The organism is Phaeobacter porticola (assembly GCF_001888185.1).
Taxonomy (GTDB): domain Bacteria; phylum Pseudomonadota; class Alphaproteobacteria; order Rhodobacterales; family Rhodobacteraceae; genus Phaeobacter; species Phaeobacter porticola.
The window spans coordinates 3,268,458-3,291,380 of the sequence record NZ_CP016364.1 but is presented as its reverse complement, the minus strand read 5'-3'; the positions used below and the strand labels follow the sequence as shown (position 1 = coordinate 3,291,380).

At 59.6% G+C, this 22,923-nt stretch carries 18 protein-coding genes; 14 read left to right on the top strand and 4 right to left on the bottom strand.

Annotated elements, in window-relative coordinates:
- The first annotated feature begins 131 nt into the window (after positions 1-131).
- The 6 genes from PhaeoP97_RS15735 to PhaeoP97_RS15710 all read left to right on the top strand — a co-directional run bounded on the left by PhaeoP97_RS15735 (position 132) and on the right by PhaeoP97_RS15710 (position 7,648).
- A complete protein-coding gene (locus tag PhaeoP97_RS15735; RefSeq protein ID WP_072505869.1) occupies positions 132-1,874 on the top strand; it encodes a heparinase II/III family protein in 1,743 nt (580 codons plus the stop codon).
- Positions 1,875-1,896: 22 nt separating this feature from the next.
- A complete protein-coding gene (purH, locus tag PhaeoP97_RS15730; protein ID WP_072505868.1) occupies positions 1,897-3,486 on the top strand; it encodes a bifunctional phosphoribosylaminoimidazolecarboxamide formyltransferase/IMP cyclohydrolase in 1,590 nt (529 codons plus the stop codon).
- Between the two features lie 71 nt (positions 3,487-3,557).
- Entirely contained in the window at positions 3,558-4,040 is a 483-nt protein-coding gene (lspA, locus tag PhaeoP97_RS15725) for a signal peptidase II (RefSeq protein WP_014881358.1), read from the top strand.
- A gap of 53 nt (positions 4,041-4,093) precedes the next feature.
- Positions 4,094-4,609, top strand: coding sequence for a DUF3035 domain-containing protein (locus tag PhaeoP97_RS15720; protein ID WP_072505867.1), 516 nt, complete (start codon positions 4,094-4,096; stop codon positions 4,607-4,609).
- A gap of 292 nt (positions 4,610-4,901) precedes the next feature.
- Complete coding sequence (locus tag PhaeoP97_RS15715; protein WP_072505866.1) at positions 4,902-6,332, top strand: M16 family metallopeptidase; 1,431 nt, start codon at positions 4,902-4,904, stop codon at positions 6,330-6,332.
- The gene (locus tag PhaeoP97_RS15710) at positions 6,329-7,648 is read left to right on the top strand and encodes a M16 family metallopeptidase (protein WP_072505865.1); all 1,320 of its coding nucleotides are present in this window, start codon (positions 6,329-6,331) and stop codon (positions 7,646-7,648) included. Before PhaeoP97_RS15715 ends, PhaeoP97_RS15710 begins: the two co-directional genes overlap by 4 nt.
- Positions 7,649-7,750: 102 nt before the next feature.
- Here the strand turns inward: PhaeoP97_RS15710 and PhaeoP97_RS15705 are convergent, their stop codons facing one another.
- On the bottom strand, positions 7,751-10,093 hold the full coding sequence (locus PhaeoP97_RS15705; protein ID WP_072505864.1) for an aldehyde dehydrogenase family protein: 2,343 nt from the start codon (positions 10,091-10,093) through the stop codon (positions 7,751-7,753).
- A 93-nt stretch (positions 10,094-10,186) separates the two neighbouring features.
- Positions 10,187-11,176, bottom strand: coding sequence for a deoxyribose-phosphate aldolase (deoC, locus tag PhaeoP97_RS15700; protein ID WP_072505863.1), 990 nt, complete (start codon positions 11,174-11,176; stop codon positions 10,187-10,189).
- A gap of 221 nt (positions 11,177-11,397) precedes the next feature.
- Here deoC and PhaeoP97_RS15695 point away from each other — a divergent pair, with 221 nt between their 5' ends.
- From PhaeoP97_RS15695 to PhaeoP97_RS15660, 8 genes are all read left to right on the top strand, one after another.
- Positions 11,398-12,411 carry a metal ABC transporter solute-binding protein, Zn/Mn family gene (locus tag PhaeoP97_RS15695; protein ID WP_083570399.1) on the top strand — a complete coding sequence of 338 codons (1,014 nt, stop codon included), beginning with the start codon at positions 11,398-11,400 and terminating at the stop codon, positions 12,409-12,411.
- A 29-nt stretch (positions 12,412-12,440) separates the two neighbouring features.
- Positions 12,441-13,274, top strand: a complete 834-nt coding sequence (locus PhaeoP97_RS15690) for a metal ABC transporter ATP-binding protein (RefSeq protein ID WP_072506525.1) — start codon at positions 12,441-12,443, stop codon at positions 13,272-13,274.
- A complete protein-coding gene (locus tag PhaeoP97_RS15685) occupies positions 13,274-14,479 on the top strand; it encodes a metal ABC transporter permease (protein WP_072505862.1) in 1,206 nt (401 codons plus the stop codon). The genes PhaeoP97_RS15690 and PhaeoP97_RS15685 overlap by 1 nt, the downstream gene beginning before the upstream one ends.
- On the top strand, positions 14,476-15,405 hold the full coding sequence (locus tag PhaeoP97_RS15680; RefSeq protein WP_072505861.1) for a metal ABC transporter permease: 930 nt from the start codon (positions 14,476-14,478) through the stop codon (positions 15,403-15,405). The genes PhaeoP97_RS15685 and PhaeoP97_RS15680 overlap by 4 nt, the downstream gene beginning before the upstream one ends.
- Before the next feature lie 79 nt (positions 15,406-15,484).
- The gene (gene mutL / locus PhaeoP97_RS15675; RefSeq protein WP_072505860.1) at positions 15,485-17,434 is read left to right on the top strand and encodes a DNA mismatch repair endonuclease MutL; all 1,950 of its coding nucleotides are present in this window, start codon (positions 15,485-15,487) and stop codon (positions 17,432-17,434) included.
- A complete protein-coding gene (locus PhaeoP97_RS15670; protein ID WP_072505859.1) occupies positions 17,434-18,663 on the top strand; it encodes a DNA recombination protein RmuC in 1,230 nt (409 codons plus the stop codon). Before mutL ends, PhaeoP97_RS15670 begins: the two co-directional genes overlap by 1 nt.
- Positions 18,663-19,964, top strand: coding sequence for an adenylate/guanylate cyclase domain-containing protein (locus PhaeoP97_RS15665; protein ID WP_072505858.1), 1,302 nt, complete (start codon positions 18,663-18,665; stop codon positions 19,962-19,964). The genes PhaeoP97_RS15670 and PhaeoP97_RS15665 overlap by 1 nt, the downstream gene beginning before the upstream one ends.
- Before the next feature lie 139 nt (positions 19,965-20,103).
- On the top strand, positions 20,104-20,427 hold the full coding sequence (locus tag PhaeoP97_RS15660; RefSeq protein ID WP_072505857.1) for a DUF3775 domain-containing protein: 324 nt from the start codon (positions 20,104-20,106) through the stop codon (positions 20,425-20,427).
- Between the two features lie 143 nt (positions 20,428-20,570).
- On the opposite strand, the gene PhaeoP97_RS15655 is transcribed toward PhaeoP97_RS15660, so the two are convergent.
- Entirely contained in the window at positions 20,571-21,713 is a 1,143-nt protein-coding gene (locus PhaeoP97_RS15655; RefSeq protein ID WP_072505856.1) for a saccharopine dehydrogenase family protein, read from the bottom strand.
- A 148-nt stretch (positions 21,714-21,861) separates the two neighbouring features.
- Positions 21,862-22,914, bottom strand: coding sequence for a saccharopine dehydrogenase (locus tag PhaeoP97_RS15650; RefSeq protein WP_072505855.1), 1,053 nt, complete (start codon positions 22,912-22,914; stop codon positions 21,862-21,864).
- Positions 22,915-22,923 lie beyond the last annotated feature (9 nt).

Sequence of the window (22,923 nt, the reverse complement as noted above, 5' to 3'; positions counted from 1 at the left end):
TCAGGTCTCGGCGAGCCTTTGCCGATCCGCCGCGCAGATGCCTGCCTCATTATCGGTGACTTGGCCCGTAAGCGTCGCTATGCTCAGCCGAAAACGCCCCGGAAAAATTATCTGGCGTGAGGCAAGAGAGCATGTCCCGATACGATAAAATGGCGCGTCGCGGCACCCGCCTGTTGAACCGATATTATGCGCGGCGCTCACGGCGGCAGCCGGGCACGACCGCTTTTGTCTCGCAACCCGAGCCGCGCACCATTGGCAGCTTTGCCCGAGGGCGTCAGCTGGTTGCTGGTAATCTTCTGTTTGCTGGGTATCTGGTCGAATCGCCTACGACTGCGCTCTGGGATGTGGTTGCGCCCGATCTTGCCTTTGACGCTGAACGCCACGGCTTTGCCTGGCTGGACGATCTGGCAGCTGTCGGGGATTTTCGTGCCCGCGAAAAGGCGCAGCTTTGGGTTTGGGGGTGGATCGCCGCCTATGGCAAAGGATCAGGCCCTGGTTGGTCGCCGGATCTGACCGGGCGACGCGTGATCCGCTGGATCAACCACGCGCTGTTCCTGCTGGCGGCGCGCACACCCGAACAATCCGAAGCCTTCTTTGGGGCGCTCTCACGTCAGACCTGGTTCTTATCGCGGCGCTGGCAGGGAGCATCGCCGGGTTTGCCACGTTTCGAGGCGCTGACCGGGCTGATCTACGCAGGTCTCGCCCTCAAGGGGCATGAGGATCAGGTTGACGCGGCTCTCAAGGCGCTGGCGGAGGAATGCACCCGCCAGATTGATGATCAGGGCGGCCTGCCAACCCGCAACCCGGAAGAGTTGTTGGAGGTTTTCACGCTGCTGACCTGGGCTGCGGCGGCGTTGCAGGATGTTGGTCGGGGTGTTCCCCCGGCACAGACAGCTGCCATTGAACGTATCGCGCCGACCTTGCGCACGTTGCGGCATAGTGATGGTGGTTTGGCACGGTTTCATGGCGGTGGCCGCGGGCTGGAGGGGCGATTGGATCACGCATTAGCGGCCAGCCACGTCACGACGCGTCACGCCGATGGGCTGGCGATGGGCTATGCGCGTTTGTCCGGGCGTCGGACCTCGGTGATCATTGACGCATCGGTCCCGCCCAAAGGGCGCGCCTCTTGGAACGGCCATGCCTCGACCCTTGCGTTTGAGCTGACATCAGGCCGCCGTCCCTTGATCGTGAACTGCGGCTCGGGCGAGACCTTCGGCGTGGAATGGCGCCGCGCTGGGCGGGCTACACCGTCGCATTCCACGCTATGTATCGAAGGGCATTCCAGTGCTCGACTGGCACCGCCGGAACGCGGCAGCGGTCATGAAATCATGACAGAGGCTCCCGACACAGTGCCGCTTGACCTGTCGGATCTGGAAGATGGCTATAGGTTCCAGGGCGGCCAGAACGGCTATGAGAAGAACTTTGGCCTGACCCATGCAAGGACGTTGGAATTGGCCGTTGATGGCCGTGGGCTGGCGGGTGAGGATATGCTGCTGGCATTGGATACCCGCAATAAACGGCGTTTTGACAAGGCAATGGATGCACATTCTCTGGGTGGTATCGGCTTTGATATCCGCCTTCACCTGCACCCGGATGTGGACGCGGCCCTTGACTTGGGGGGCGCAGCAGTATCCATGGCGCTCAAGAGCGGGGAGATCTGGGTGTTCCGTCATGATGGAACCTGCGAATTGAAGCTGGAACCCAGCGTGTACCTGGAAAAAACCCGCTTGAAGCCGCGTGCGGCAAAACAGATCGTTCTATCCGGGCGGGCAATGGACTATGCCACGCGCATCCGGTGGACGCTGAGTAAGGCGCAGGAAACTGCCGTTGCCGTGCGAGACCTGAACCGGGACGACCCCGAGTTAACTGACTGAGCCTGAAAAGGACCGCCCTGCCATGACTGACCTTCACCCCGTACGCCGTGCGCTGCTTTCCGTATCCGACAAGACTGGGCTGATCGACCTGGGCAAGGCCTTGGCCGCGCGCGGTATTGAGCTGCTCTCCACCGGTGGGACGGCCAAGGCGCTGCGCGAAGCAGGGCTGACGGTCAAGGACGTGTCGGAGATTACCGGGTTTCCGGAAATGATGGATGGCCGGGTCAAGACGCTGCACCCGATGGTGCATGGCGGTCTGTTGGCACTTCGCGACAACGACACCCATGTCGCGGCGATGGATGAGCATGGCATCGGCGCCATCGACCTGTTGGTAGTGAACCTCTACCCGTTTGAGGAAACCGTGGCCAAGGGTGCCGACTATGACACCTGCATCGAGAACATTGATATTGGCGGCCCTGCGATGATCCGGGCGGCCTCCAAGAATCACCTGTTCGTGAATGTTGTGGTGGATGTAGAGGACTACGAACCGCTGCTGGCAGAGCTGGACAAAAACGATGGCCAAACCTCTTATGGCTTCCGTCAGTGGCTGTCGCAGAACGCCTACGCCCGCACTGCCGCATACGACGCTGCGGTTTCGAACTGGATGGCGGGCGCGCTGAACCTTGAGGCGCCGCGCCGTCGCGCCGTGGCAGGGCAGCTGGCCCAGACACTGCGTTATGGCGAAAATCCGCATCAGCAGGCAGCGTTTTACCTGGATGGTTCTGCACGTGCGGGGGTCGCTACCGCGCAGCAGGTGCAGGGTAAGGAACTCTCGTATAACAATATCAATGACACTGATGCGGCATTTGAGCTGGTCAGTGAATTTGCACCCGAAGATGGCCCCGCCGTTGCGATCATCAAACACGCCAACCCATGTGGTGTGGCCCGTGGTGAGACGTTGAAGGATGCTTATCAAAAGGCCTTCGACTGCGACCGCACCTCTGCCTTTGGCGGGATTGTGGCCCTGAACCAGCCGCTGGACGCTGAGACGGCTGCGGAAATCGTGCAGATCTTCACCGAAGTGGTCATTGCTCCGGGCGCCTCGGATGAGGCAAAAGCCATCTTCGCGTCGAAGAAAAACCTGCGACTGTTGTTGACCGATGGTCTGCCCAACCCGCAGGACACTGGTCTGACCACCCGTCAGGTGTCCGGCGGGATGCTGGTGCAGGACAAGGATGTCGGTCACCGCGCCATGGATGACCTGAAGGTGGTTACTGAAAAGGCCCCGACTGAAGAACAGATGCAGGATTTGCTGTTCGCCTGGAAGGTTGCAAAACACGTGAAATCCAACGCTATCGTCTATGTCAAATCCGGTCAGACCGTTGGTGTTGGTGCAGGTCAGATGAGCCGTCTGGACAGTGCCACCATCGCGGGCATCAAGGCGCAACGGATGGCTGATGCGCTGGAATTGCCCGAGAGCCTGGCCAAAGGCTCTGCGGTCGCTTCCGACGCATTCTTCCCCTTCGCGGACGGTCTTCTGGAGGCTGCGGCAAACGGCGCAACCTGCGTGATCCAGCCAGGTGGCTCCATGCGCGACGATGAGGTGATCAAGGCCGCCAACAAGGCCGGGCTGGCGATGGTCTTCACCGGCATGCGCCATTTCCGCCACTAAATGCAGTTGAGGCTGATCGGGCCTGTTTTGGCCCGATCACGCCTCAAATTTCGGGCAAAGGGGGCCGCACGATGCGAGCCAAAGTGACGATCTGGGCTGCGATACTGGCGCTGCTTGCCGATCAGATCAGCAAATATCTGGTGGTGCGGGTCATGGATGTGGCCAATCGCGGCGGCATTGATGTGCTGCCGCCGTTACTGCGGTTTCGCTATGGCGAGAACACCGGGATCAACTTTGGTTTGTTTGGTGACGGCACCGATACGACCCGATGGGTCCTGATCAGTCTCTCAATGCTGATCTGTATGGTGCTGGTGATCTGGATCTCTCGTTTGCCCGCCGATGCCCGCGCAATGCAGCTGTCCGCTGGTCTCGTTATTGGTGGGGCGTTGGGCAATGTTGTGGATCGGCTGCTTTACGGGTATGTGCTTGATTTTCTGAATACCTCTTGCTGCGGCATCGAAAATCCCTTTGTCTTCAATGTTGCGGATGTCTTCATCTTTGTTGGCGCAGCTGGTTTGATCCTATTCGATGGTCGACAGAAAAACCCTGCGTGACCTTGCTGGGTAAATGCGATAAAAGCGCCTGAAACAGGCAGGAGTAATGGATCATGCGGATCCCTTTTGGTGTGATTGTTCTGACGGGCGTGCTGGCCGTTTCTGCCTGCGGGCAAAAAGGGTTGCGCGATCTGCGGCCCTCAGGAACCGGGCCGGATGAATTTATGATACTGCCTTCTAAGCCGCTGGCAGAACCAAACAGCTATCAGACCTTGCCAACCCCGACACCGGGTGCGGCCAATCTGACGGATCGCAATCCCAAGGGCGAAGCGGTTGCTGTTCTGGGCGGCAACCCAGCGGCGCTGGTCCCCGGAGAAAGTATTCCGGCCAGCGATGGCGCATTGGTGACCGCGGTGAGCCGCTATGGCGTTGACCCCAATGTACGTGCTGATCTGGCCGCGCGTGATGCGAAAAAGCGCAAGCGTGAAAATCGCACCGCACGGTTCAAACTGTTCCCGGTCGATCGCTACCAAGAGGCCTACAAACGCGAGGCTATCGCGCCCGCTCAGGTCAGCGAGCTGTTCCGCAGATCAGGTTACGAAACCCCCTCTGCCCCACCGGCTGAGTAACGCTAGGGCGATATCGCGCGCCGTGCCGGGCGATCACAATAATGCCATTTCCCTTGCACATGGCCTCTCAGAGCGTAATTTGAGAGCAGCTATTCTGGTTTCTGTTTCAGGGCCGGATGCCAATGACATGTTGTCGGATGGATCTGCTCCCAATGCGCTGCGCCTGACTGCGGACAGGAGGGTACGCGCCTTTCCCTGATGGGAGAGCTTGGATGCTGATCTGCCGACGACTGAATATTCCGGTGCCTCGGATACTCCTCTCCTAGGGCATCTCATATAAGGAGAACGCCAAATGATGCCAGCGATCACGCGGGCCGTCACGGTTGCTGCCGCGCTCTTGGCCACGGAAACAGCCGGTCTCGTAACGGGGCTTGGTAGCGGGTTGGCGATTGGCCTGACGGCTGGTGCAGCGCAGGCCCAAGACGCCTCCACACAGGACAGCAGCGCCGCCAACATGGTGACCAATTTTACGCTGGAGAATGGAATGCAGGTTGTGGTGATCGAAGATCACCGCGCTCCTGTCGTGCAGCATATGGTCTGGTACCGTGCAGGTTCTGCCGATGAACCGGTGGGTCAGTCGGGTGTCGCGCATTTTCTGGAACACCTACTTTTCAAGGCCACCGATACGCTAGAGGCGGGCGAGCTTTCGGCGACTGTCGCGGCCAATGGCGGGCGGGACAATGCGTTTACCAGCTATGATTACACCGCTTATTTCCAACGTGTCGCGGCGGACCGGTTGGACCTGATGATGCAGATGGAAAGTGACCGTATGGTCAATATTCGCCTCACAGATCGCGATATTGAAACTGAGCGCCAAGTTATTCTCGAAGAGCGTAACCAGCGCACAGACAGCGAACCTCGGGCGCTGTTTCGGGAACAGCTGAGCGCGGCGCAGTACCTGAATCATCGCTACGGTCAGCCCATCATTGGCTGGCGTCACGAGATGGAAGAGCTGGATATGCAGGACGCGCTGTCATTTTATGGCACCTATTATGCGCCCAACAACGCGATTCTCGTGGTCTCTGGTGATGTGGACCCAGAAGAGGTGCGCGGTCTGGCCGAAAAACACTATGGCAAGATACCGGCCAACCCCGATCTGCCGGAACGTTTGCGCAGCAAGGAGCCGCCGCAGACGGCTGCGCGCCGCATCATCTACAAGGACCCACGCGTCGCCCAGCCCTTTGTGCAGCGCTCTTATCTGGCGCCAGAACGCGATAGCGGTGCGCAGGAACAAGCCGCTGCACTGTATCTGTTGGCCGAACTTTTGGGTGGTGGGAGCACCTCATATCTGTCGAATGCGCTTCAGTTTGATCAGCAAGTTGCGGTCTACACCGGTGTGTTCTATTCCGACGTCGCCTTGGACGACACCACATTTGACTTTCTGGTCGTCCCTGGTGCGGATGTCACTTTGGAGGCTGCTGAGGCCGCACTGGACGCAACTTTTGCCCGTTTCCTGGAGGACGGTGTTGATGAGGATCAGCTGGAGCGGATCAAGCTGCAACTGCGTGCCTCCGAGATCTACGCCCGTGACAATGTCGATGGCATCGCCAATCGGTATGGGCGGGCGCTGGCGTCTGGACTGACAGTTGAAGATGTACAGGCCTGGCCCCGCATTTTGCAGTCCATCACCGCAGACGAGATCATTGCCGTTGCCCGCGAGGTGCTGCAACCTGAGGTTTCAGTGACTGGTTGGATGATGCGTGACGAAGAGGTAAGCCAATGAAGGCGCTGAAATCTATTGCGGCGGCTCTGACCGTCTGTTTTCTCGCCCTGCCGGCTTGGGCGGAGATCAAGATCAAAGAAGTCACCTCACCCGGCGGGATCACGGCCTGGCTGGTTGAGGATCACAGCATTCCCTTTGCGGCGCTGGAACTGCGGTTTCGCGGCGGCACCTCACTGGATCAACCCGGCAAGCGCGGTGCCACCTATCTGATGGCAGGCTTACTGGAAGAAGGCGCAGGGTCTCTGGCGGCGCAGGATTATGCCCGCGCATTGGAAAGCCTGGCGGCGGGGTTCTCATATGATGCCGACAAGGACACGGTGTCTATTTCAGCCCAGTTCCTGAGCGAGAACCGTGACCAGGCAATTGATCTGCTTCGCCAGACCATTCATGAGCCACGCTTTGATCAGGATGCGCTCGACCGCGTCCGGGCGCAGGTGGTTGCCGGTCTGCGTGCCGATGCCAAAGATCCCAATGATATTGCGGGGCGGGTGTTCTCGCAGATGGCATTTGGAGATCACCCATATGGCACAGAAGGCAACGGCACCATCGACAGCGTCACCGCATTGACCCGTCAGGATATTTTCGATGCCCATGATGCGGTCTTTGCACGTGACCAGCTGTATGTCGGGGCGGTTGGCGACATCACCGAAGCTGATCTTGGCGCCTTGCTCGACACCCTGCTGGGCGATTTGCCCGCACAGGGCGCGGCCATACCCGGACCGGCTGATGTCACCATTGAGGGTGGCGTCACGGTGGTGGACTATGACACCCCTCAATCCGTTGCGTTGTTTGGCCATGCTGGGATTGAACGTGACGATCCGCGCTATTTCGCAGCCTATCTGCTTAATCAGATCCTTGGTGGTGGGTCTTTTGACAGCCGTCTCATGTCCGAAGTCCGTGAAAAACGTGGCTTGACCTACGGGGTCTACAGCTACCTTGTGCCGCGTGATTTGGGGGCGGTCTATATGGGGTCGGTCGCGTCGGCCAACGGTAAGATTGCCGAAACGGTTGAGGTCATTCAGGCGGAATGGGCAAAACTGGCAGCTGACGGCGTGACGGAAAAAGAGTTGCAGGATGCCAAGACCTATCTGACTGGGGCCTATCCGCTACGCTTTGATGGCAACAGCCGCATCGCTTCGATCCTGGCGGGGATGCAGATGGATGACCTGCCCATTGATTACGTGGCCACCCGCAATGACAAGGTGAACGCTGTCACGCTGGAAGAAATCAACAAAGTGGCCAGCGAAATCCTATTGCCGGACCAGCTGCATTTTATCGTGGTCGGTCGCCCGGAAGGTTTGCAATCCACCAATTGAGATCAGCGCAGAGCCGATCAAACGTAAAAAAGGGCGCGGCCATTTCTGGTCGCGCCCTTTTTGCTGGATGTGATCGGAGCAGCCATAGCTGCCCCAATCGGTTTATTCGCCGTAGGGAATCCAGATGTTCTTCACTTCCGTTGCGGCTTCTAGGAAGCGACGGCTGTGATCGGCAGACCAGTTCATCGCCAAACCGTTGTTCACCCAAGTGCGCTTGAGGTTCCCGGCAGAGGCCTCTTCGATCATCGCAGACAGGTCTGATGACGAGAAGCTCCACACCGCATCGACATTCAGATGTGAGGCCAGTGGCTCGGCCAGCTCGGCGTGACGACCGGTCAGAATGTTGACAACACCACCCGGCAGGTCGGATGTCTCAAGCACCTGATAGAAATCTGTCGCTGCCAGAGGGTAGGCTTCGGAGGCGGCCAGAACCACCCGGTTACCCATCGCGATTGCTGGTGCCATCACCGACACCAGACCCAGCAGGGGAGCCTCATCCGCGCAGAGCGCGCCGATCACGCCGACCGACTCCTTCATCGCCAGTGCGACACCGCGGATCGGCACCCCATGCGCCTGACCGTCATATTTGTCGGCCCAGGCAGCAGCGGTGAACAGGCGCTGGATCGAGGCCTCGACCTCCTGCGCGCCCTGCGATTTTCCCGTCATCCGGTCGATACGATCCGCAAATTCGCTGGCCCGAGCCGACAGGTTTTCGCCGATATAGTAGAGGATCTGCGCCCGCAGGTGGCCGGTGGTTTTGGACCACGCTTTTGCGCCCGCTGCGGCCTCCACGGCGTTGCGCACATCCTTGCGGTTGCCAAGCCCGACGTGGCCCAAAAGCGCGCCGGACTTGCTGTGGATCGCTTTGGAATACCCGCCATCTGGGCGGGTCTGCTTGCCGCCAACATAGAATTTTGCGGTGCGGTCGACGGCATCGACGGGGGCACCGTCGCCGCTGAAGCCTGTGACTTTTTCCAGCGCTTTGGTATTGCCCTTTGGCTTGGTGTAGGCGCTGAGTCCTTCCCAACCACCTTCGCGGCCAAAGCCGCTCTCGCGGGTGCCACCAAAACCGGCTGCTGCGTCAAAGAGGTTGGTCGCATTGACCCAAACCACCCCGGCCACCAGCTTGGGGGCGATATCCAGCGCCAGATTGACGTTCTCGGTCCAGAGGGTCGCAGCCAGTCCGTAGCGGGTGTTGTTCGCCAGCTCGACCGCCTCAGAGGGCGTACGGAAAGTGGTGGAGACCAGAACCGGTCCAAAAATCTCTTCCTGCATCAGGGCATCAGAGGGGGCCAGCCCTTCAATCAGCGTGGGCGGGTAGAAGCAGCCGCGTTCTGGCACAGCTACCTGCGCCTGATGCATGCGGCCCGCAGTGTTGGCTGCGACCATCTCGCTGATGGTGGTCAGTTGAACCGGATCCACGATGGCCCCGACATCAATGCTCTTGTCCAAAGGATTGCCGATGCGCAGCTTGTCCATCCGCGCGCGCAGCTTGGTGTGAAAACGTTCCGCAATGCCTTCCTGAACCAACAGACGCGAGCCGGCGCAGCAGACCTGGCCTTGGTTGAACCAGATGGCATCCACCAGCCCTTCGATGGCGCTGTCGATATCGGCGTCGTCAAAGACGATGTAGGGGGATTTGCCACCCAGTTCCAACGTCAGCGCCTTGCCGCTGCCTGCGGTGGCCTCGCGGATGCGGCGACCAACAGCGGTAGAGCCCGTAAAGGCGATTTTATCGACGTCTGCGCCAACGATCATTTCACCCACTGCACCATCGCCAGTGACGATGTTCACAACACCTTTGGGCAGGCCCGCTTGGCGGCAGATATCAGCAAACAGCAATGCGGTGAGCGAGGTATATTCCGCAGGCTTCAGCACCACGGTATTGCCCATGGCAATGGCGGGCGCGACCTTCCACGCCAACATCAGCAGCGGGAAATTCCATGGGATGATCTGACCGCAAACGCCCAATGCCTCACGGTCGGGCAATTCGCTTTCCATCAGCTGGGCCATGCCGGCGTGATAGTAGAAATGCCGCTGGGCCAGTGGCACATCAATATCGCGGCTTTCGCGGATTGGTTTGCCATTGTCGAGAGTTTCGAGAACCGCAAACAGGCGTGCGTGTTTCTGCATCAGGCGCGCTATGGCATAAAGATACCGGGCCCGTGCGGCGCCGCCAGCAGCTGACCATTTGGCCTGCGCCTTGCGTGCGGCATCCACGGCGCTGTCGACGTCGGATTGGGTGGCCTGGCTTAGGGTTGCCAGCACCTCCCCGGTGGCCGGGTTCTTGCTGTCAAATCCATCGCCGGGGGCCGTGAACTCACCATTGATGAAATGGCCGAACCGGGCGCCCTGATCCACCAGCCACGCCAGAGCGTCAGCGGCACTTTCGGGGGCGGGGCCATAGTCCATCGTTTCAAAGATCTCTTTTACAGTTACGGTCATGTGTCGAGCCTTGTGGTCTGTCGCCGTTTGCCCTGAATCTGGGAAACGGCCCGGACGGACGCACATAGGGCGCCCGAGGGTGGCGTCTGGGTCTTACGCCAGCGCGTGGCGGTAGCCGGCGGAATAGGCGCCAGTCACGTGATGTTCGAGCTGGCGTTCAATATCGCCCAACAGCGACGAAGCACCAAAGCGGAACAGATCTGGCTGCAACCAGCGATCCCCCAGCTCTTCCTTGATCAGCGATAGGTACACCAACGAATCTTTGGCCTTGGATATCCCGCCAGCAGGTTTGTAGCCAACCCGGTACCCTGTGCGTTCGTGATAATCGCGGATGGTGCGGATCATTACCAGGCTGACTGGCAGCGTGGCATTGACGCTTTCCTTGCCGGTCGAGGTCTTGATGAAATCAGCCCCTGCCATCATGCAGATCAGCGACGCACGCGCGACATTGCGCAATGTGCCCAGCTCTCCGGTGGCTAGGATCGCCTTGACGTGGGCGTCGCCGCAGGCCTTGCGGAAGGCTTTCATCTCATCATAGAGAGCCTGCCAGTTGCCCGACAGCACATGGCGACGGGAGATCACGATATCGATCTCCTTCGCACCAGCTTTCACGCTTTCTTCGATCTCTGCCAGTCGCAGGTGGAAGGGCGACAGACCGCCGGGAAAGCCGGTGGATACCGCGGCAACCGGAATGCCGGTGCCATCCAACGCGGCTACAGCTGTCTCGATCATATCGTGATAAACGCAGACCGCCCCGGTGGTGATCGGTTCCATATCAAGCGCCTGCATCAGATCAGCGCGCACCGGCTGACGGGCCTTGGCGCAAAGACGCTGCACCCGGCCAACAGTGTCATCACCGGACAATGTAGTCAGGTCGATCAGCGTGATCGCCTTCAGCAGCCAGGCTGCCTGATAGGTCTTCTTGACGCTGCGCCGACCGGGCAGGGTGGCACAGCGACGTTCGATAGCCGAGGTATTTGCCTCAACCCCTAGCGCCCAGTCCAGATCCAGCTCCATGCCGGGATTACGCGGTTCACCCACCTGCGGCAGCTGCGCGGTGTGCTCTGCAATTTGGCTTTCCATGCCGGGAATCCTCGTTCGAGTTCGGTGCGAAATTCGCACGCCCTCCCAGCCTTGGCAAGCGAGCGAGGGGAATGAGGGGTAAATTTTTGACTGCTTGGACAAAAAATCAAATGATTTGAGAATGATTCTCAATTCTTTTTGCGAATAATTCGCATTTTCATTGACAGGATGGCCGCACGCTCCCTTATTGTCAGGTAGAGAAACCCGAAGGGAATGTGGCTATGCGCTCGAAACTGCGCTCAATAGAAGTGATGGTCCGTGGCATTGGACTTGCGGTGCTGATGGCCGCCGTAGTGATGCTAAGCCTGCCCATGGGCAGCAACGGTACGATCTCGGCGCGCGCCGAGGCACCGCTAAAAGTGGTGGCGACCACCGGTATGATTGCCGACGCGGCGCGTCAGATTGGCGGAGATGCGGTTGAGGTTCGCGCGTTGATGGGGCCGGGAGTAGATCCCCATGCCTACCGCCAAACGCGATCCGACATCGTGGCGATGACCCGTGCGGATCTTGTCCTGTGGCACGGTCTGTATCTTGAGGCGCAGATGGAGGAGTTCTTTCATGATCTTGCCCGCAAGCGGCCTGTGATTGCGGTGGCCGAGGGGCTGGCCAGGGACAAACTACGCGGTCATGATACATACGCTGACAAATTTGACCCTCATGTCTGGATGACACCGGTTCTGTGGAAAGATATGGTTTCAGAAGTGCAGGCAGCGCTGACCGAGGCACGCCCGGATCAGGCAAACCTTTTTGCAATCAACGCTGCCGCTCATCTTGCCGAACTGGATCAACTCATCGCCTACGGCAGTGATATTCTTGCCGATGTGCCTACGGAAAACCGTGTATTGGTCACCGCACATGATGCCTTTGGCTATTTCGGCCGTGACTTCGAGTTTGAGGTTCTGGGCATTCAGGGCATCTCCACCCAGTCCGAGGCCGGCCTGAATCGGATCGGCACATTGGTCGATATGCTGGTGCAACGCCGCATTTCTGCGGTCTTTGTCGAAAGCTCTGTGTCGGACCGCTCGGTGCGGGCCTTGATCGAAGGTGCTGCCGCGCAGGGTCACGAGGTTCGCATCGGCGGAGAGCTGTTTTCCGACGCGATGGGGGCGGATGGCAGCTATGAGGGAACCTATGTTGGTATGCTGGACCACAACATGACCACCATTGCAGCGGCGCTTGGAGCTGAGGTCCCGGCCAAGGGGATGTCCGGTCGGTTGTCGGGAGCCGGGTATTGAGGAGCCAGGTATTGAACGGAACAGATGATATGGCTGTGGAACTTGCCCGCGAAAACGGCGCACCCGCTTCTGATGCTGAAAATCGCCGGGATATGGATCAATCGCCCCTGGCCATTCGCGGATTGACGGTAACCTATGGCGAAAAACCTGCCGTGTTCTCTGTCGATATGACCGTTGATCCTGGCAAGATGACTGCCATTATTGGTCCAAATGGCGCCGGAAAATCGACCCTGCTGAAGGCTGCGCTAGGGGTGGTGCCGCCAGTTTCGGGCCGGGTTCAGGTGCTCGGAAAACCTCTCGACAGTCAGCGCGCCCGTATCGCCTATGTGCCGCAGCGCGCCAGCGTTGACTGGGATTTTCCTACCCGCGTGATCGACGTGGTGATGATGGGGCTCTACCGCGAATTGGGCCTGCTGGGACGTATCACAGGTCGCCACCGCGCTACGGCGTTGGATTGTCTGAATCGTGTTGGCATGGGCGATTTCGCCAACCGCCAGATTGGACAATTGTCCGGCGGTCAGCAGCAGCGGGTGTTTCTGGCACGGGCCTTGGCGCAGGGTGCGGATCTGTATCTGTTGGACGAACCTTTTGCCGGTGTGGATGCCGCCACTGAAAAAGCCATCATCGCCGTGCTGAAGCAACTGCGTGCTGAGGGTAAGACTGTGGTGGTGGTTCATCACGATCTGGCCACAGTGGCTGAATATTTTGATAATGTCTTTCTGATCAACACCCGCAAGGTCGCCGAAGGCCCGGTCGCTGATGCATTCACCGCCGAGACCCTGCAGACCGCCTATGGTGGTCGTCTTGCAACCGCGCAAGTTGATCAGCTGGGCACCGCAGCTCAGAGCGTCGGTGGGCTCTGATGATCTGGGATGCACTGCTGTTGCAACTGGGCTACAACGCTACGCTGGTGGCGATTGGTGCCACGCTGCTGGGGGTGTCTGCGGGCATCACCGGCACCTTTCTGTTCCTGCGTAAACGCGCCTTAGTCAGCGACGCGATCAGCCATGCAACCCTGCCCGGTGTGGGGCTGGCGTTCCTCGCCATGGTGGCCTTCGGCGGTGATGGGCGCAATCTCGCCGGGTTGATGGTGGGGTCGGCTTTGTCTGCGATGGCGGGCCTCTGGTGTCTCAACTGGCTGACACGGAACACCAGACTGGCTGAAGATGCGGCGATTGGCGCTGTGCTGTCGGTTTTCTTTGGCTTTGGTATTGTTATCCTGACGGTCATTCAGACTCTTGGCGTCGGACGACAGGCGGGGCTTGAGGGTTTCTTGCTCGGGTCGACCGCAGGCATGCTTTGGAGTGACGCTCTGGTGATTGCCGGTGGTGGCATGGCCACGCTGCTGCTGATCTTGCTGTTACGACGCCCAATGACTTTGGTGGCATTCGACCCCGAGTACGCAGCGGCGCGTGGTATCCGGGTATCTCGTGTGGACATGATGATGATGGGTCTGGTTATGGCAGTGACGGTTGTCGGTCTGAAAATTGTCGGTCTGATCCTGATTGTCGCCTTGCTGATCATCCCTGCGGTCACGGCACGTTTCTGGACTGAACGATCTGATCTGGTGGTCCTGCTTGCTGGGCTGGCGGGCGGGGTGTCCGCCTATCTGGGCGCTGCGATGTCGGCCTCTGCCCCCAATCTGCCAACCGGTCCGATCATTGTATTGATGAGTTTTACGCTGTTCGCACTCTCACTGCTCTTGGCACCAAATCGCGGGGTGCTGGCCGCCGTGCTGCGCCATCTGCGATTCCAGCGCCAGGTGCATCTGCGACAGGGGTTGCTGGCTATGGCGCAGGATCAGGTGATCTATGAACCGCTGACCCTGCGGCTCTTGCGCAGAAGCGGCCTTATCCGCGCCGATGGGGTGGCAACCGAGATTGGTCGCGCCCGCGCCGCCAAGGCGCTGCGGGATGAACACCGCTGGGCGCTGGTGCGCAGTGATCAAACCCATGAGGCCGCAGCCGCGCTCTATGACGGGCTGCGCGAGATTGAGACGGTGCTGACCCCTGATCAGATTAAAGACATTGACCGCCGCATTGGCGGCCCGCGCGAGGTCCCGGCATGAACGGCGCTGAATTTGTTCCCCTGTCGTTGACCCCACTGTTGATCGGGATCTTTGCTGCTGTGGCCTGTGCGTTGCCGGGCAATTTTCTGCTGCTGCGCCGTCAGGCCCTGATCGGAGATGCAATCAGCCATGTGGTGCTGCCGGGCATTGTTGTTGCCTTTTTGATCACAGGCGCGATTTCGGCAGGGCCGATGATGCTGGGCGCTGCTGGCGCCGCGATCGTCGCGGTGGTCCTCATCGAACTGATCCGACGCCTTGGCCGGATCGAACCGGGTGCGGCAATGGGGGTTGTGTTCACAACTATGTTTGCGGGCGGTGTCTTGCTGCTTGAGCAGACTGATACCTCGACTGTGCATCTGGATGTGGAACACGCGCTTTACGGCAACCTTGAAAGCCTGATCTGGCTGGACGCAACCGGCTGGAGCTCGCTGCTGGATCCGGCTGCGCTACGCTATCTGCCAGCTGAATTGCCGCGCATGGCGCTGACATTGTTGGGGGTAGGGCTATTTATCGCGGTGTTTTGGCGTGCCTTGAAGATCTCCACTTTTGACGAGGGGTTTGCGCGCACCTTGGGTATCCCCACCAATCTGCTCGGGCTGGCGCTGGTGATCACGGCGGCCATTGCAGCGGTTGCGGCCTTTGATGCCGTGGGGTCCATCATCGTGATCGCAATGTTCATATGCCCGCCGGCGGCAGCCCGCATGATGTCCAACCGATTGGAAGGACAAGTCGGGTGGAGCGTGGTTTTCGCCATCACCTCAGCAGTGTTCGGCTATGTACTTGCAGGCTATGGTCCGCTCTGGTTGGGCGCCTCGGATGCGGTTAGCGCAGCGGGTATGATTGCGACGGTTTCGGGTCTGCTATTGGCAATAGCGGCGTTGTTTGGCCCTTGCCGTCATTGTGCGGGTGCCCCCGCCGGAGTCTGAACTAAACGGCGGTTGTGTGGGGCAGGCGGCTAGGATTGCGACTGGAAGAATCGTCATGTGCCATGCTAAATCTAGCGGCATGGCACATGCAGACCCCCAAATCAGCGACCGTTCCCAACCGGTAATCCGGCAACTTGATGACAGTGCGATCAATCGCATTGCCGCAGGCGAGGTGGTTGAGCGCCCCGCGTCAGCTGTAAAAGAACTGGTGGAGAATGCTATTGATGCGGGTGCGACGCGGATCACTGTTGAGATCGCGGATGGCGGCAAAACGCTGATCCGGGTCAGCGATGACGGTTGCGGCATGACATCAGAGGATCTGCCGCTGGCCCTGTCACGCCACGCCACCTCCAAGATTGACGGCTCTGACCTTCTCAACATCCACACCTTTGGGTTTCGCGGCGAAGCGCTGCCGTCGCTTGGCGCTGTCGGACGGCTGACCATCACCAGCCGGGCCAAAGGGGGACAAGAGGCCGCACAGATACGCGTGGCGGGTGGGCGCATGGAGCCGGTCAAACCCGCAGCCCTGCGCGCCGGGACCATGGTTGAGCTGCGCGATCTGTTCTACGCCACGCCTGCACGTCTGAAATTCATGCGCAGTGACCGCGCCGAAAGTCAGGCAATTGGTGATGTGATCAAACGGCTGGCGATGGCGGAACCGTCGATCGGGTTTACCTTGCGTGATGTTTCTGGTGGGGGTGAGGGGCGCGTGACCTTCCGGGCCGACCCCTTGAATGGTGATCTTTTTGACGCCTTGCACGGACGTCTGGCAACTGTCCTCGGGCGCGAGTTCGCCGAAAACGCGCTGAAGATCGACGCCAACCGCGATGGCGTGCGGCTGTTTGGATATGCCGCATTGCCCACTTATTCGCGCGGTGCTGCCGTGGCCCAGTTCCTGTTCGTAAACACACGACCGGTTAAGGACAAGATGCTCACCGGTGCGTTGCGGGCGGCCTATTTTGATTTTCTGAGTCGGGATCGCCATCCGGCGGCTGCGTTGTTTCTGGATTGTGACCCGACTCTGGTTGACGTCAACGTACACCCCGCAAAATCAGAGGTTCGGTTTCGCGACCCGGGCGTGGCGCGCGGGCTGATCGTCTCGTCGCTGCGTCATGCGCTGGCTGAAGCCGGTCATCGCGCCTCCAGCACTGTTGCGGGCGCTACATTGGGTGCCATGCGACCGGAGCAACCAACAGCCACGGGCGGGCCGCGCGTCTATCAGATGGATCGCCCCTCAATGGGTGCACGCTCGCTGTCCTATGCGGCGCAATCTCGCGATCAAACCCAGCAGCCGAATGTTGACGCGCCGCCATCGACAGGCTTTGCTGAATTCGCAACGGCCTACAGTGGCCGCGTCATCGATGCGCCCGCGTCGCCCCATCCACAGATAACAACTGAGAGCAGCGGCGACATCACAGCAGAACCCGCAGGTGTACAAAGCTCTGAAGAGCTGCCTCTTGGTGCGGCGCGCGGACAGGTGCATGAAAACTATATTATTGCCCAGACCCGCGACGGCATGGTCATTGTCGATCAACATGCCGCCCACGAACGGTTGGTCTATGAAAAACTGAAACGCCAGATGGCGGAAAACGGGGTTGCAGCACAGGCCTTGCTGATCCCTGATATTGTTGAGCTGAGCGAGGGGGACTGCGCCCGCATTCTCTCCGTTGCCAAGGAACTCGGCCGGTTTGGGTTGGGGATCGAGGCATTCGGAGGCGGTGCCATTGCAGTGCGCGAGACGCCGGCGATCCTGGGCACAGTCAATGCCGAAGCGATGGTGCGTGACATTCTGGATGAGTTGGACGATCAGGGCGAAAGCCAACTGGTTCAGGCCAAGATCGAAGCCATATTGAGCCGCGTCGCCTGTCACGGGTCCATTAGATCGGGTCGCTGGATGCGTGGAGAAGAGATGAATGCGCTTCTGCGAGAGATGGAGGCCACCCCGCATTCAGGCCAGTGCAACCATGGTCGCCCCACTTATGTAGAACTCAAACTGGCCGATATCGAACGCCTATTTGGGCGCACCTGATGGAGCGCGTGTTGACCTTTGTGACCACAGCCGAGCCTGAGGTCCAACTGCTTTTGTTGCTGGGCGGGCTGGTCCTGCTGGCGCTGGTCCTGATGCTGCGGGCCAATGCGCGGGCAGCCGCCAGCATCGCGCCGCTGGCGCAGCAAATGTCCCATCTGGGTCAAAGCGTGCAACAAATGCGTGGCGGTCTACAGCATGTCTCGGACGCGCAGGCCAATGCGCAGGTGCAGATGATCCAGACGGTCGAGACCCGGCTTGGCGCGGTGCAGCAGCAAATGAACGACCGCCTGTCTGACAATGCTTTGCGGCAGGCTCGTGCGCTCTCAGAAATGCAGGAACGCATGCAGGAGAGCCTGCACGGCTCTACCAAACGCACAGTCACCTCGCTGACGCAGTTGCAGGAACGCCTGGCGGTGATCGACAAGGCACAGGACAATATTACCAAACTGTCGGGCGATGTGCTTGGGCTTCAGGATATCCTTGCGAACAAGCAGACGCGCGGTGCCTTCGGTGAAATCCAGTTGAATGATATCGTGTCCAAGGCGCTGCCGGCTGACAGCTATGCGTTCCAGCATACGCTGAGCAATGGCAAACGGGCGGACTGCCTGATCCATTTGCCCAATCCGCCAGGGCCGATCGTGATCGACAGCAAGTTTCCTCTTGAACCCTATGAGGCGCTGCGGGCTGCGGAAACGCCTGATCAGCGCGCCAGTGCCGCACGTCAGCTAAAGGGCGCATTGCGCAGCCATATTCGCGCCATTTCCGAAAAGTACATTCTGGACGGTGAAACTGCGGATGGCGCATTGATGTTTCTGCCGTCCGAAGCAGTCTATGCAGAGCTGCACGCCAATTTCTCGGATGTGGTCCGCGAGGGGTTCGGGGCCAAGGTCTGGATCGTCTCGCCAACCACTTGCATGGCGACGCTGAACACGATGCGCGCCATTTTGAAAGATGCCCGTATGCGTGAACAGGCCGGGGCTATCCGTAGTGAACTGGGGCATCTGCATAAGGATGTCGAACGTCTTGGTGACCGGGTTGGTAATTTGGACCGCCATTTTGGCATGGCTGCCAAGGACATTGCCGAGATAAAGATCAGCGCGGACAAGGCTGGTAAGCGTGCGCAAAGGCTGGATAATTTCGACTTTGAAGAGATCGCGGCACCATCTTCTGGCATTGGCCAAAGCGCTGAACCGGCCAATGTCGTGCCGTTGGGGCGACCTGAAAACTGATGCAGGATACTGCGATCACTCCGCTGCTGAACGAAGCCTCTATCGCAGCAGAGCGTTTGGTTTCGGTCCTTAGAATAGCGGTGACACTGGGTTTGTTCACGGTCTTTGTCGTGACCGTGGCAGGTGTGGATTTCAGCTCGCTTGCGCCGTTTTTACATCGCCAGCTGCTGTTTGCTGTCTTGACGATGTTTGCTTATCTGATGCTGGGCGCGGTGACATTTGTCGCGACCACATTGGGCTGGTTCAAACCTTGGATGTCATGGGTCAGCGTCACTGCGGATTGCGCATTCTTGCTATTCAATGTGTGGTTCAGCCTGGAAAACAGCAACTACCCCGGCGGGGTTGCACTGTTATTGCCCCCGGCGTGGCTGGTTCCCTTGGTGCTGGCCTATGGCGTGATGCGTATGGACCCCCGGTTGCAGCTCTACACAACGTTGCTGCTTAGTGGCGGGTTGGGGGCATTGATCTTCTGGCCAAATGTGCACTCTGACGTCGGGCAATTGGGTCAGTTGCAGAGCATATTGGACGGTCCTGCAAATGTGATGAAGCTGACGATGGTTCTCCTTGCGGGGTTGGTCATGGTGGTGGCCGCCGCACGGATGCGGCGCCTGTTTTACCGCGAACTTGAGGCGGCAGACGCACGTGCAAACCTGACGCGCTACTTGCCCGCGCAGGTGGCTGATCAGCTTGCCGATGGCGGACTGGCTGCCTTGCAGCAGGGGCAGCGCCAGATAGTGGCGGTGCTGTTTGTCGATATCCGTGGCTTCACCCGCTGGTCCGAGTCTCGGGATCCGCAAGAGGTGGGTGATTTCATCACAGCATTCCGCAATGAGGTGGAAACCAGCGCGGCCCACCATGATGGGATGATCGACAAATACATGGGGGATGCGGCAATGTTGTTGTTTGACGACGGGCCGGTTCAGTTTGGCCTGCCAAATGGTGCGGCCCGCGCGCTTGCGTGCGCCCATACGATGAACGAGGCGATCCACCGCTGGTCGGATCGCCGCCTTGCTGCTGAGGACACGGTTGTTGAAATCGGCATCGGCGTCCACGCCGGTGAGGTGTTTGCGGGCGTCGTGGGGAACGCCGATCGGCTAGAATATTCAGTATTTGGAGATGCGGTGAACATCGCCTCACGGCTGGAGGCCCATAGCAAGACCGTGCCACAGACCATCATTGCCTCGGCCACGACGCTGGAGATCGCCGGCATCACGCCCGCGCGCCAACGATGGAGCGCGCTGCCACCGGTTACGCTCCGCGGGCGCAGCACAGTGATCGAGATCTTTGCTAAGGACGGTTGAGGCGCCGACGTTTCCGGCTCACATGCCCGCATCAGCATCTCTATTCGCACGCGCAGCGCATTGCCCCAGATCAAGGACAGGGTCGCAAGCCTGGGCTTTGATCCGGCACAATGCGTTTGGAACAATCAGGAGACCAGCGATGCTAGAGATCAGTGCGAGAAAAGTTGCGCAGGTGGCGCTGATGGCGCGGGAACTGACGCGCGCCGAAGGGGAGTTGCGTGCCTTTATTGACCGAATGGGGGAAGACGAACAGGCAGAGCTGGTGGCAATCATGTGGATCGGTCGCGACAGTTTCGAGGCGGGTGATCTGGCAGAGGCAATTGCCACGGCCCGGCAAGAGGCGACGACCCCGACCGCTGATTACCTGATTGGCACGCCGCATCTGGCTGACAATCTGGAAGCAGGATTGGACGCATTGGGCATCGACGTGCAGGGCGTCGAGGAAGATCTCGTCGGGCGTTGATGTGATCGGATATCAGGCTCTAATAGGCGTGATTGACATGGTTTCGACGCAACAGACTGCTTTGGACCGCACCGCTGCACAGACACTAAGGGCGCCAACCTGTGGCGCCCTATTGATCTATGTCAGCCTCTAGACATGGACGCTCAGGCCGTGTGGTCAACAATGGCGAGATGCTGGGCCAGTTTGCCGATTTCGCCCATCCATTGCTCTACCAACCCTGGATTGCTGGGCGCTGCGTGCACGCCCGAGGCGATCTTATCGTTCATTGCGGCTTCAATGGCAAAGGAGACAGGATAGGAAACCAGCCGGGCCATCGCGGTGCCGCGCGTGTCGCCCCAGGCATCCATCACATATGATTTGTTCCACACCACTTTGCCATCCTGTTCGGCTTTCAGCGCCACGCAGAGCACAACGCGATCTGGTTCTCCCTCATCGTAGGCATTTTCGCTCCAGAATTGATCAGACATCTCTTTCAGCCGTGAATCCCCCTCGGGGCCGGACAGGGTTTCAACCTCTTTGAACACATCGGCCCAGGCATCTGCCCAGCCGTTCAGGCGCAGCGTGCCCCGGACGAACTCTTTCACTTTCCAATCGTCACCGAACTCATACTGGGAGATAAAAGGCAGCGAATCTCGGTTCGGATAGACCTCAAAGCTCTCAGGCGTGGGCAGCGGTGCCGTGTAGGAAGAAATCGCATCCCAAGGTCGCGCAACGTCCAGCTCCTGAAAATCGCGAATCGACTTAGAGGGCGAACGTAGCGCTTTCAGGACGCCCAGCGGCGACCAGCTGAATTTGTAGCGGAATGGGTTCGGAGCCTTGGGGATGCCGCCGCAGTACGATATAAAGCTCAGCTCATTCCCGGCGTCGAATTTATCAGAGGCTTTGTAATCCGCGACCAGCGCATGGGCCATCAGATGGTCGATGCCCGGATCAAGGCCGACTTCGTTGATCAGGCAGACACCGGCGTCTTTGGCCTTTTGATCCAAGGCGCGCATCTCTGGTGCGATGTAGGACGAGGAGACAAAATGTGCGCCGTGTTCGATCGCCAGCTCCGCCAGCTCCACATGCCAGTCACCGGGCAGCATAGAGACGATCACGTCCTTGGAGCTTAGCATCTGGCCTAGGTTGGCGATGCTAAAGGCATGAATATTGCTGGTCAGATCGCCGATGGCCTCACGCGCCTTTTCGGGCGTGCGGTTCCAAACGGCGACGTCATGTCCTGCCTCCAGAAGGCGACGCAGACCAGGGATGGCCGAAAGGCCGGTGCCACACCAGTGGATTGTCATGAGAGTAGTCCCTTGCTTGTTCGGCGGGGGCAGAAAGAACCTGTTGCCCGACCGCTGGTCGGGCCGCGCCCGTCCGCCCCCATCATGGGCGGGCGCTTTGCTTCCGGCTGCGGATGGGCACTGCCGTCACCGCAGGTGGAATGATGCTTTAGTCTGGTCGATATTCGTTGAATGTGGCCTCAGCCCGCCCCCATACACCTGATGTCAGATCGGTCAGCGTCATCAAGGATTCCAGCAATTGCTCGGCATAATCTTGCGAGCTTTCGACTGGCAGCATGGATGGCAGATTGTCGATGGCCATAACATCCAATAGCGGACTGTCCGCGACGCGCAGTGCTGGCGCATCCCAGGTTGTCGCGCGATCATAGACTGGCACCGGATTATAGTCGCTGTCCGGGTCGCAGGCGACATCCCCGATGGCGGACAGCTGGCGATCCTGCTCCAATGCCTCACGCGGTACAAACACCGGTGTGCCGGGCCGGGCAAAGATGCAGTTGAGAAACAGATCATGGGCCAGGATCTGGGGGAAGGGGCCGCCGCTGGCGGTTTCGGCCATATCCCATTTGGTGACCTTAACGCCCATCGCCTCGCAGAGATCGGCAGCGCCGGTGCCAACGCGCCCAAGCGCCCCGATCACCATAGCGGTGGGACGGTCCACGTTTAGCGCATCCAGTTCGGCACCAAGATCTGTCAGCAGGGCGTCTTTGCTTTCGTAGACGCCGACCGGCCCGCATAGTTCGCTACGCTGCTGCGCGGCCCAGGTCTTCAGCGTGACCGCTGCACCGGCGTAGCCAGCCCAGTAGCCAAAAGCTGCGACCCGGCGACCGGTTTCATCCACCAGATACTCCAGATCGTAGAGCGTGCCGCCACCGGCCTTGAAACGCTCCAGCAGCGCCTTGCCGGAATGCTGGCCCTTGAAGGCATGGCCAAACATGATGTGGCGATGCGGCAGCGGGCTGCCGTCCTCAGGCAGTTCTTTCAGGCCGAAAATGATGGCATCCGTTGGGGCGTCCGGCCAAGTGTTCTCGGCTGCGATATCGCAGCCTGCATCGACATACCCCTGTAAGGGGATGGCCCGGACCGAGCTTTCCTCAACCGTGACCTTGATACCTGCGGCCAAGAGCGCCTTGGCGCCTTGAGGGGTCAGACCGACCCGTTCTTCATTGGGGCGCTGCTCGGCCCGTACCCATAGATGCGTCATATCTTGTCC

Excerpts from the sequence above, each read along its gene's own strand:
- PhaeoP97_RS15735 (WP_072505869.1), top strand. The coding sequence starts at position 132 with ATGTCCCGATACGATAAAATGGCGCGTCGCGGCACCCGCCTGTTGAAC.
- purH (WP_072505868.1), top strand. The coding sequence starts at position 1,897 with ATGACTGACCTTCACCCCGTACGCCGTGCGCTGCTTTCCGTATCCGAC.
- lspA (WP_014881358.1), top strand. The coding sequence starts at position 3,558 with ATGCGAGCCAAAGTGACGATCTGGGCTGCGATACTGGCGCTGCTTGCC.
- PhaeoP97_RS15720 (WP_072505867.1), top strand. The coding sequence starts at position 4,094 with ATGCGGATCCCTTTTGGTGTGATTGTTCTGACGGGCGTGCTGGCCGTT.
- PhaeoP97_RS15715 (WP_072505866.1), top strand. The coding sequence starts at position 4,902 with ATGATGCCAGCGATCACGCGGGCCGTCACGGTTGCTGCCGCGCTCTTG.
- PhaeoP97_RS15710 (WP_072505865.1), top strand. The coding sequence starts at position 6,329 with ATGAAGGCGCTGAAATCTATTGCGGCGGCTCTGACCGTCTGTTTTCTC.
- PhaeoP97_RS15705 (WP_072505864.1), bottom strand. The coding sequence starts at position 10,093 with ATGACCGTAACTGTAAAAGAGATCTTTGAAACGATGGACTATGGCCCC.
- deoC (WP_072505863.1), bottom strand. The coding sequence starts at position 11,176 with ATGGAAAGCCAAATTGCAGAGCACACCGCGCAGCTGCCGCAGGTGGGT.
- PhaeoP97_RS15695 (WP_083570399.1), top strand. The coding sequence starts at position 11,398 with ATGCGCTCGAAACTGCGCTCAATAGAAGTGATGGTCCGTGGCATTGGA.
- PhaeoP97_RS15690 (WP_072506525.1), top strand. The coding sequence starts at position 12,441 with ATGGCTGTGGAACTTGCCCGCGAAAACGGCGCACCCGCTTCTGATGCT.
- PhaeoP97_RS15685 (WP_072505862.1), top strand. The coding sequence starts at position 13,274 with ATGATCTGGGATGCACTGCTGTTGCAACTGGGCTACAACGCTACGCTG.
- PhaeoP97_RS15680 (WP_072505861.1), top strand. The coding sequence starts at position 14,476 with ATGAACGGCGCTGAATTTGTTCCCCTGTCGTTGACCCCACTGTTGATC.
- mutL (WP_072505860.1), top strand. The coding sequence starts at position 15,485 with ATGGCACATGCAGACCCCCAAATCAGCGACCGTTCCCAACCGGTAATC.
- PhaeoP97_RS15670 (WP_072505859.1), top strand. The coding sequence starts at position 17,434 with ATGGAGCGCGTGTTGACCTTTGTGACCACAGCCGAGCCTGAGGTCCAA.
- PhaeoP97_RS15665 (WP_072505858.1), top strand. The coding sequence starts at position 18,663 with ATGCAGGATACTGCGATCACTCCGCTGCTGAACGAAGCCTCTATCGCA.
- PhaeoP97_RS15660 (WP_072505857.1), top strand. The coding sequence starts at position 20,104 with ATGCTAGAGATCAGTGCGAGAAAAGTTGCGCAGGTGGCGCTGATGGCG.
- PhaeoP97_RS15655 (WP_072505856.1), bottom strand. The coding sequence starts at position 21,713 with ATGACAATCCACTGGTGTGGCACCGGCCTTTCGGCCATCCCTGGTCTG.
- PhaeoP97_RS15650 (WP_072505855.1), bottom strand. The coding sequence starts at position 22,914 with ATGACGCATCTATGGGTACGGGCCGAGCAGCGCCCCAATGAAGAACGG.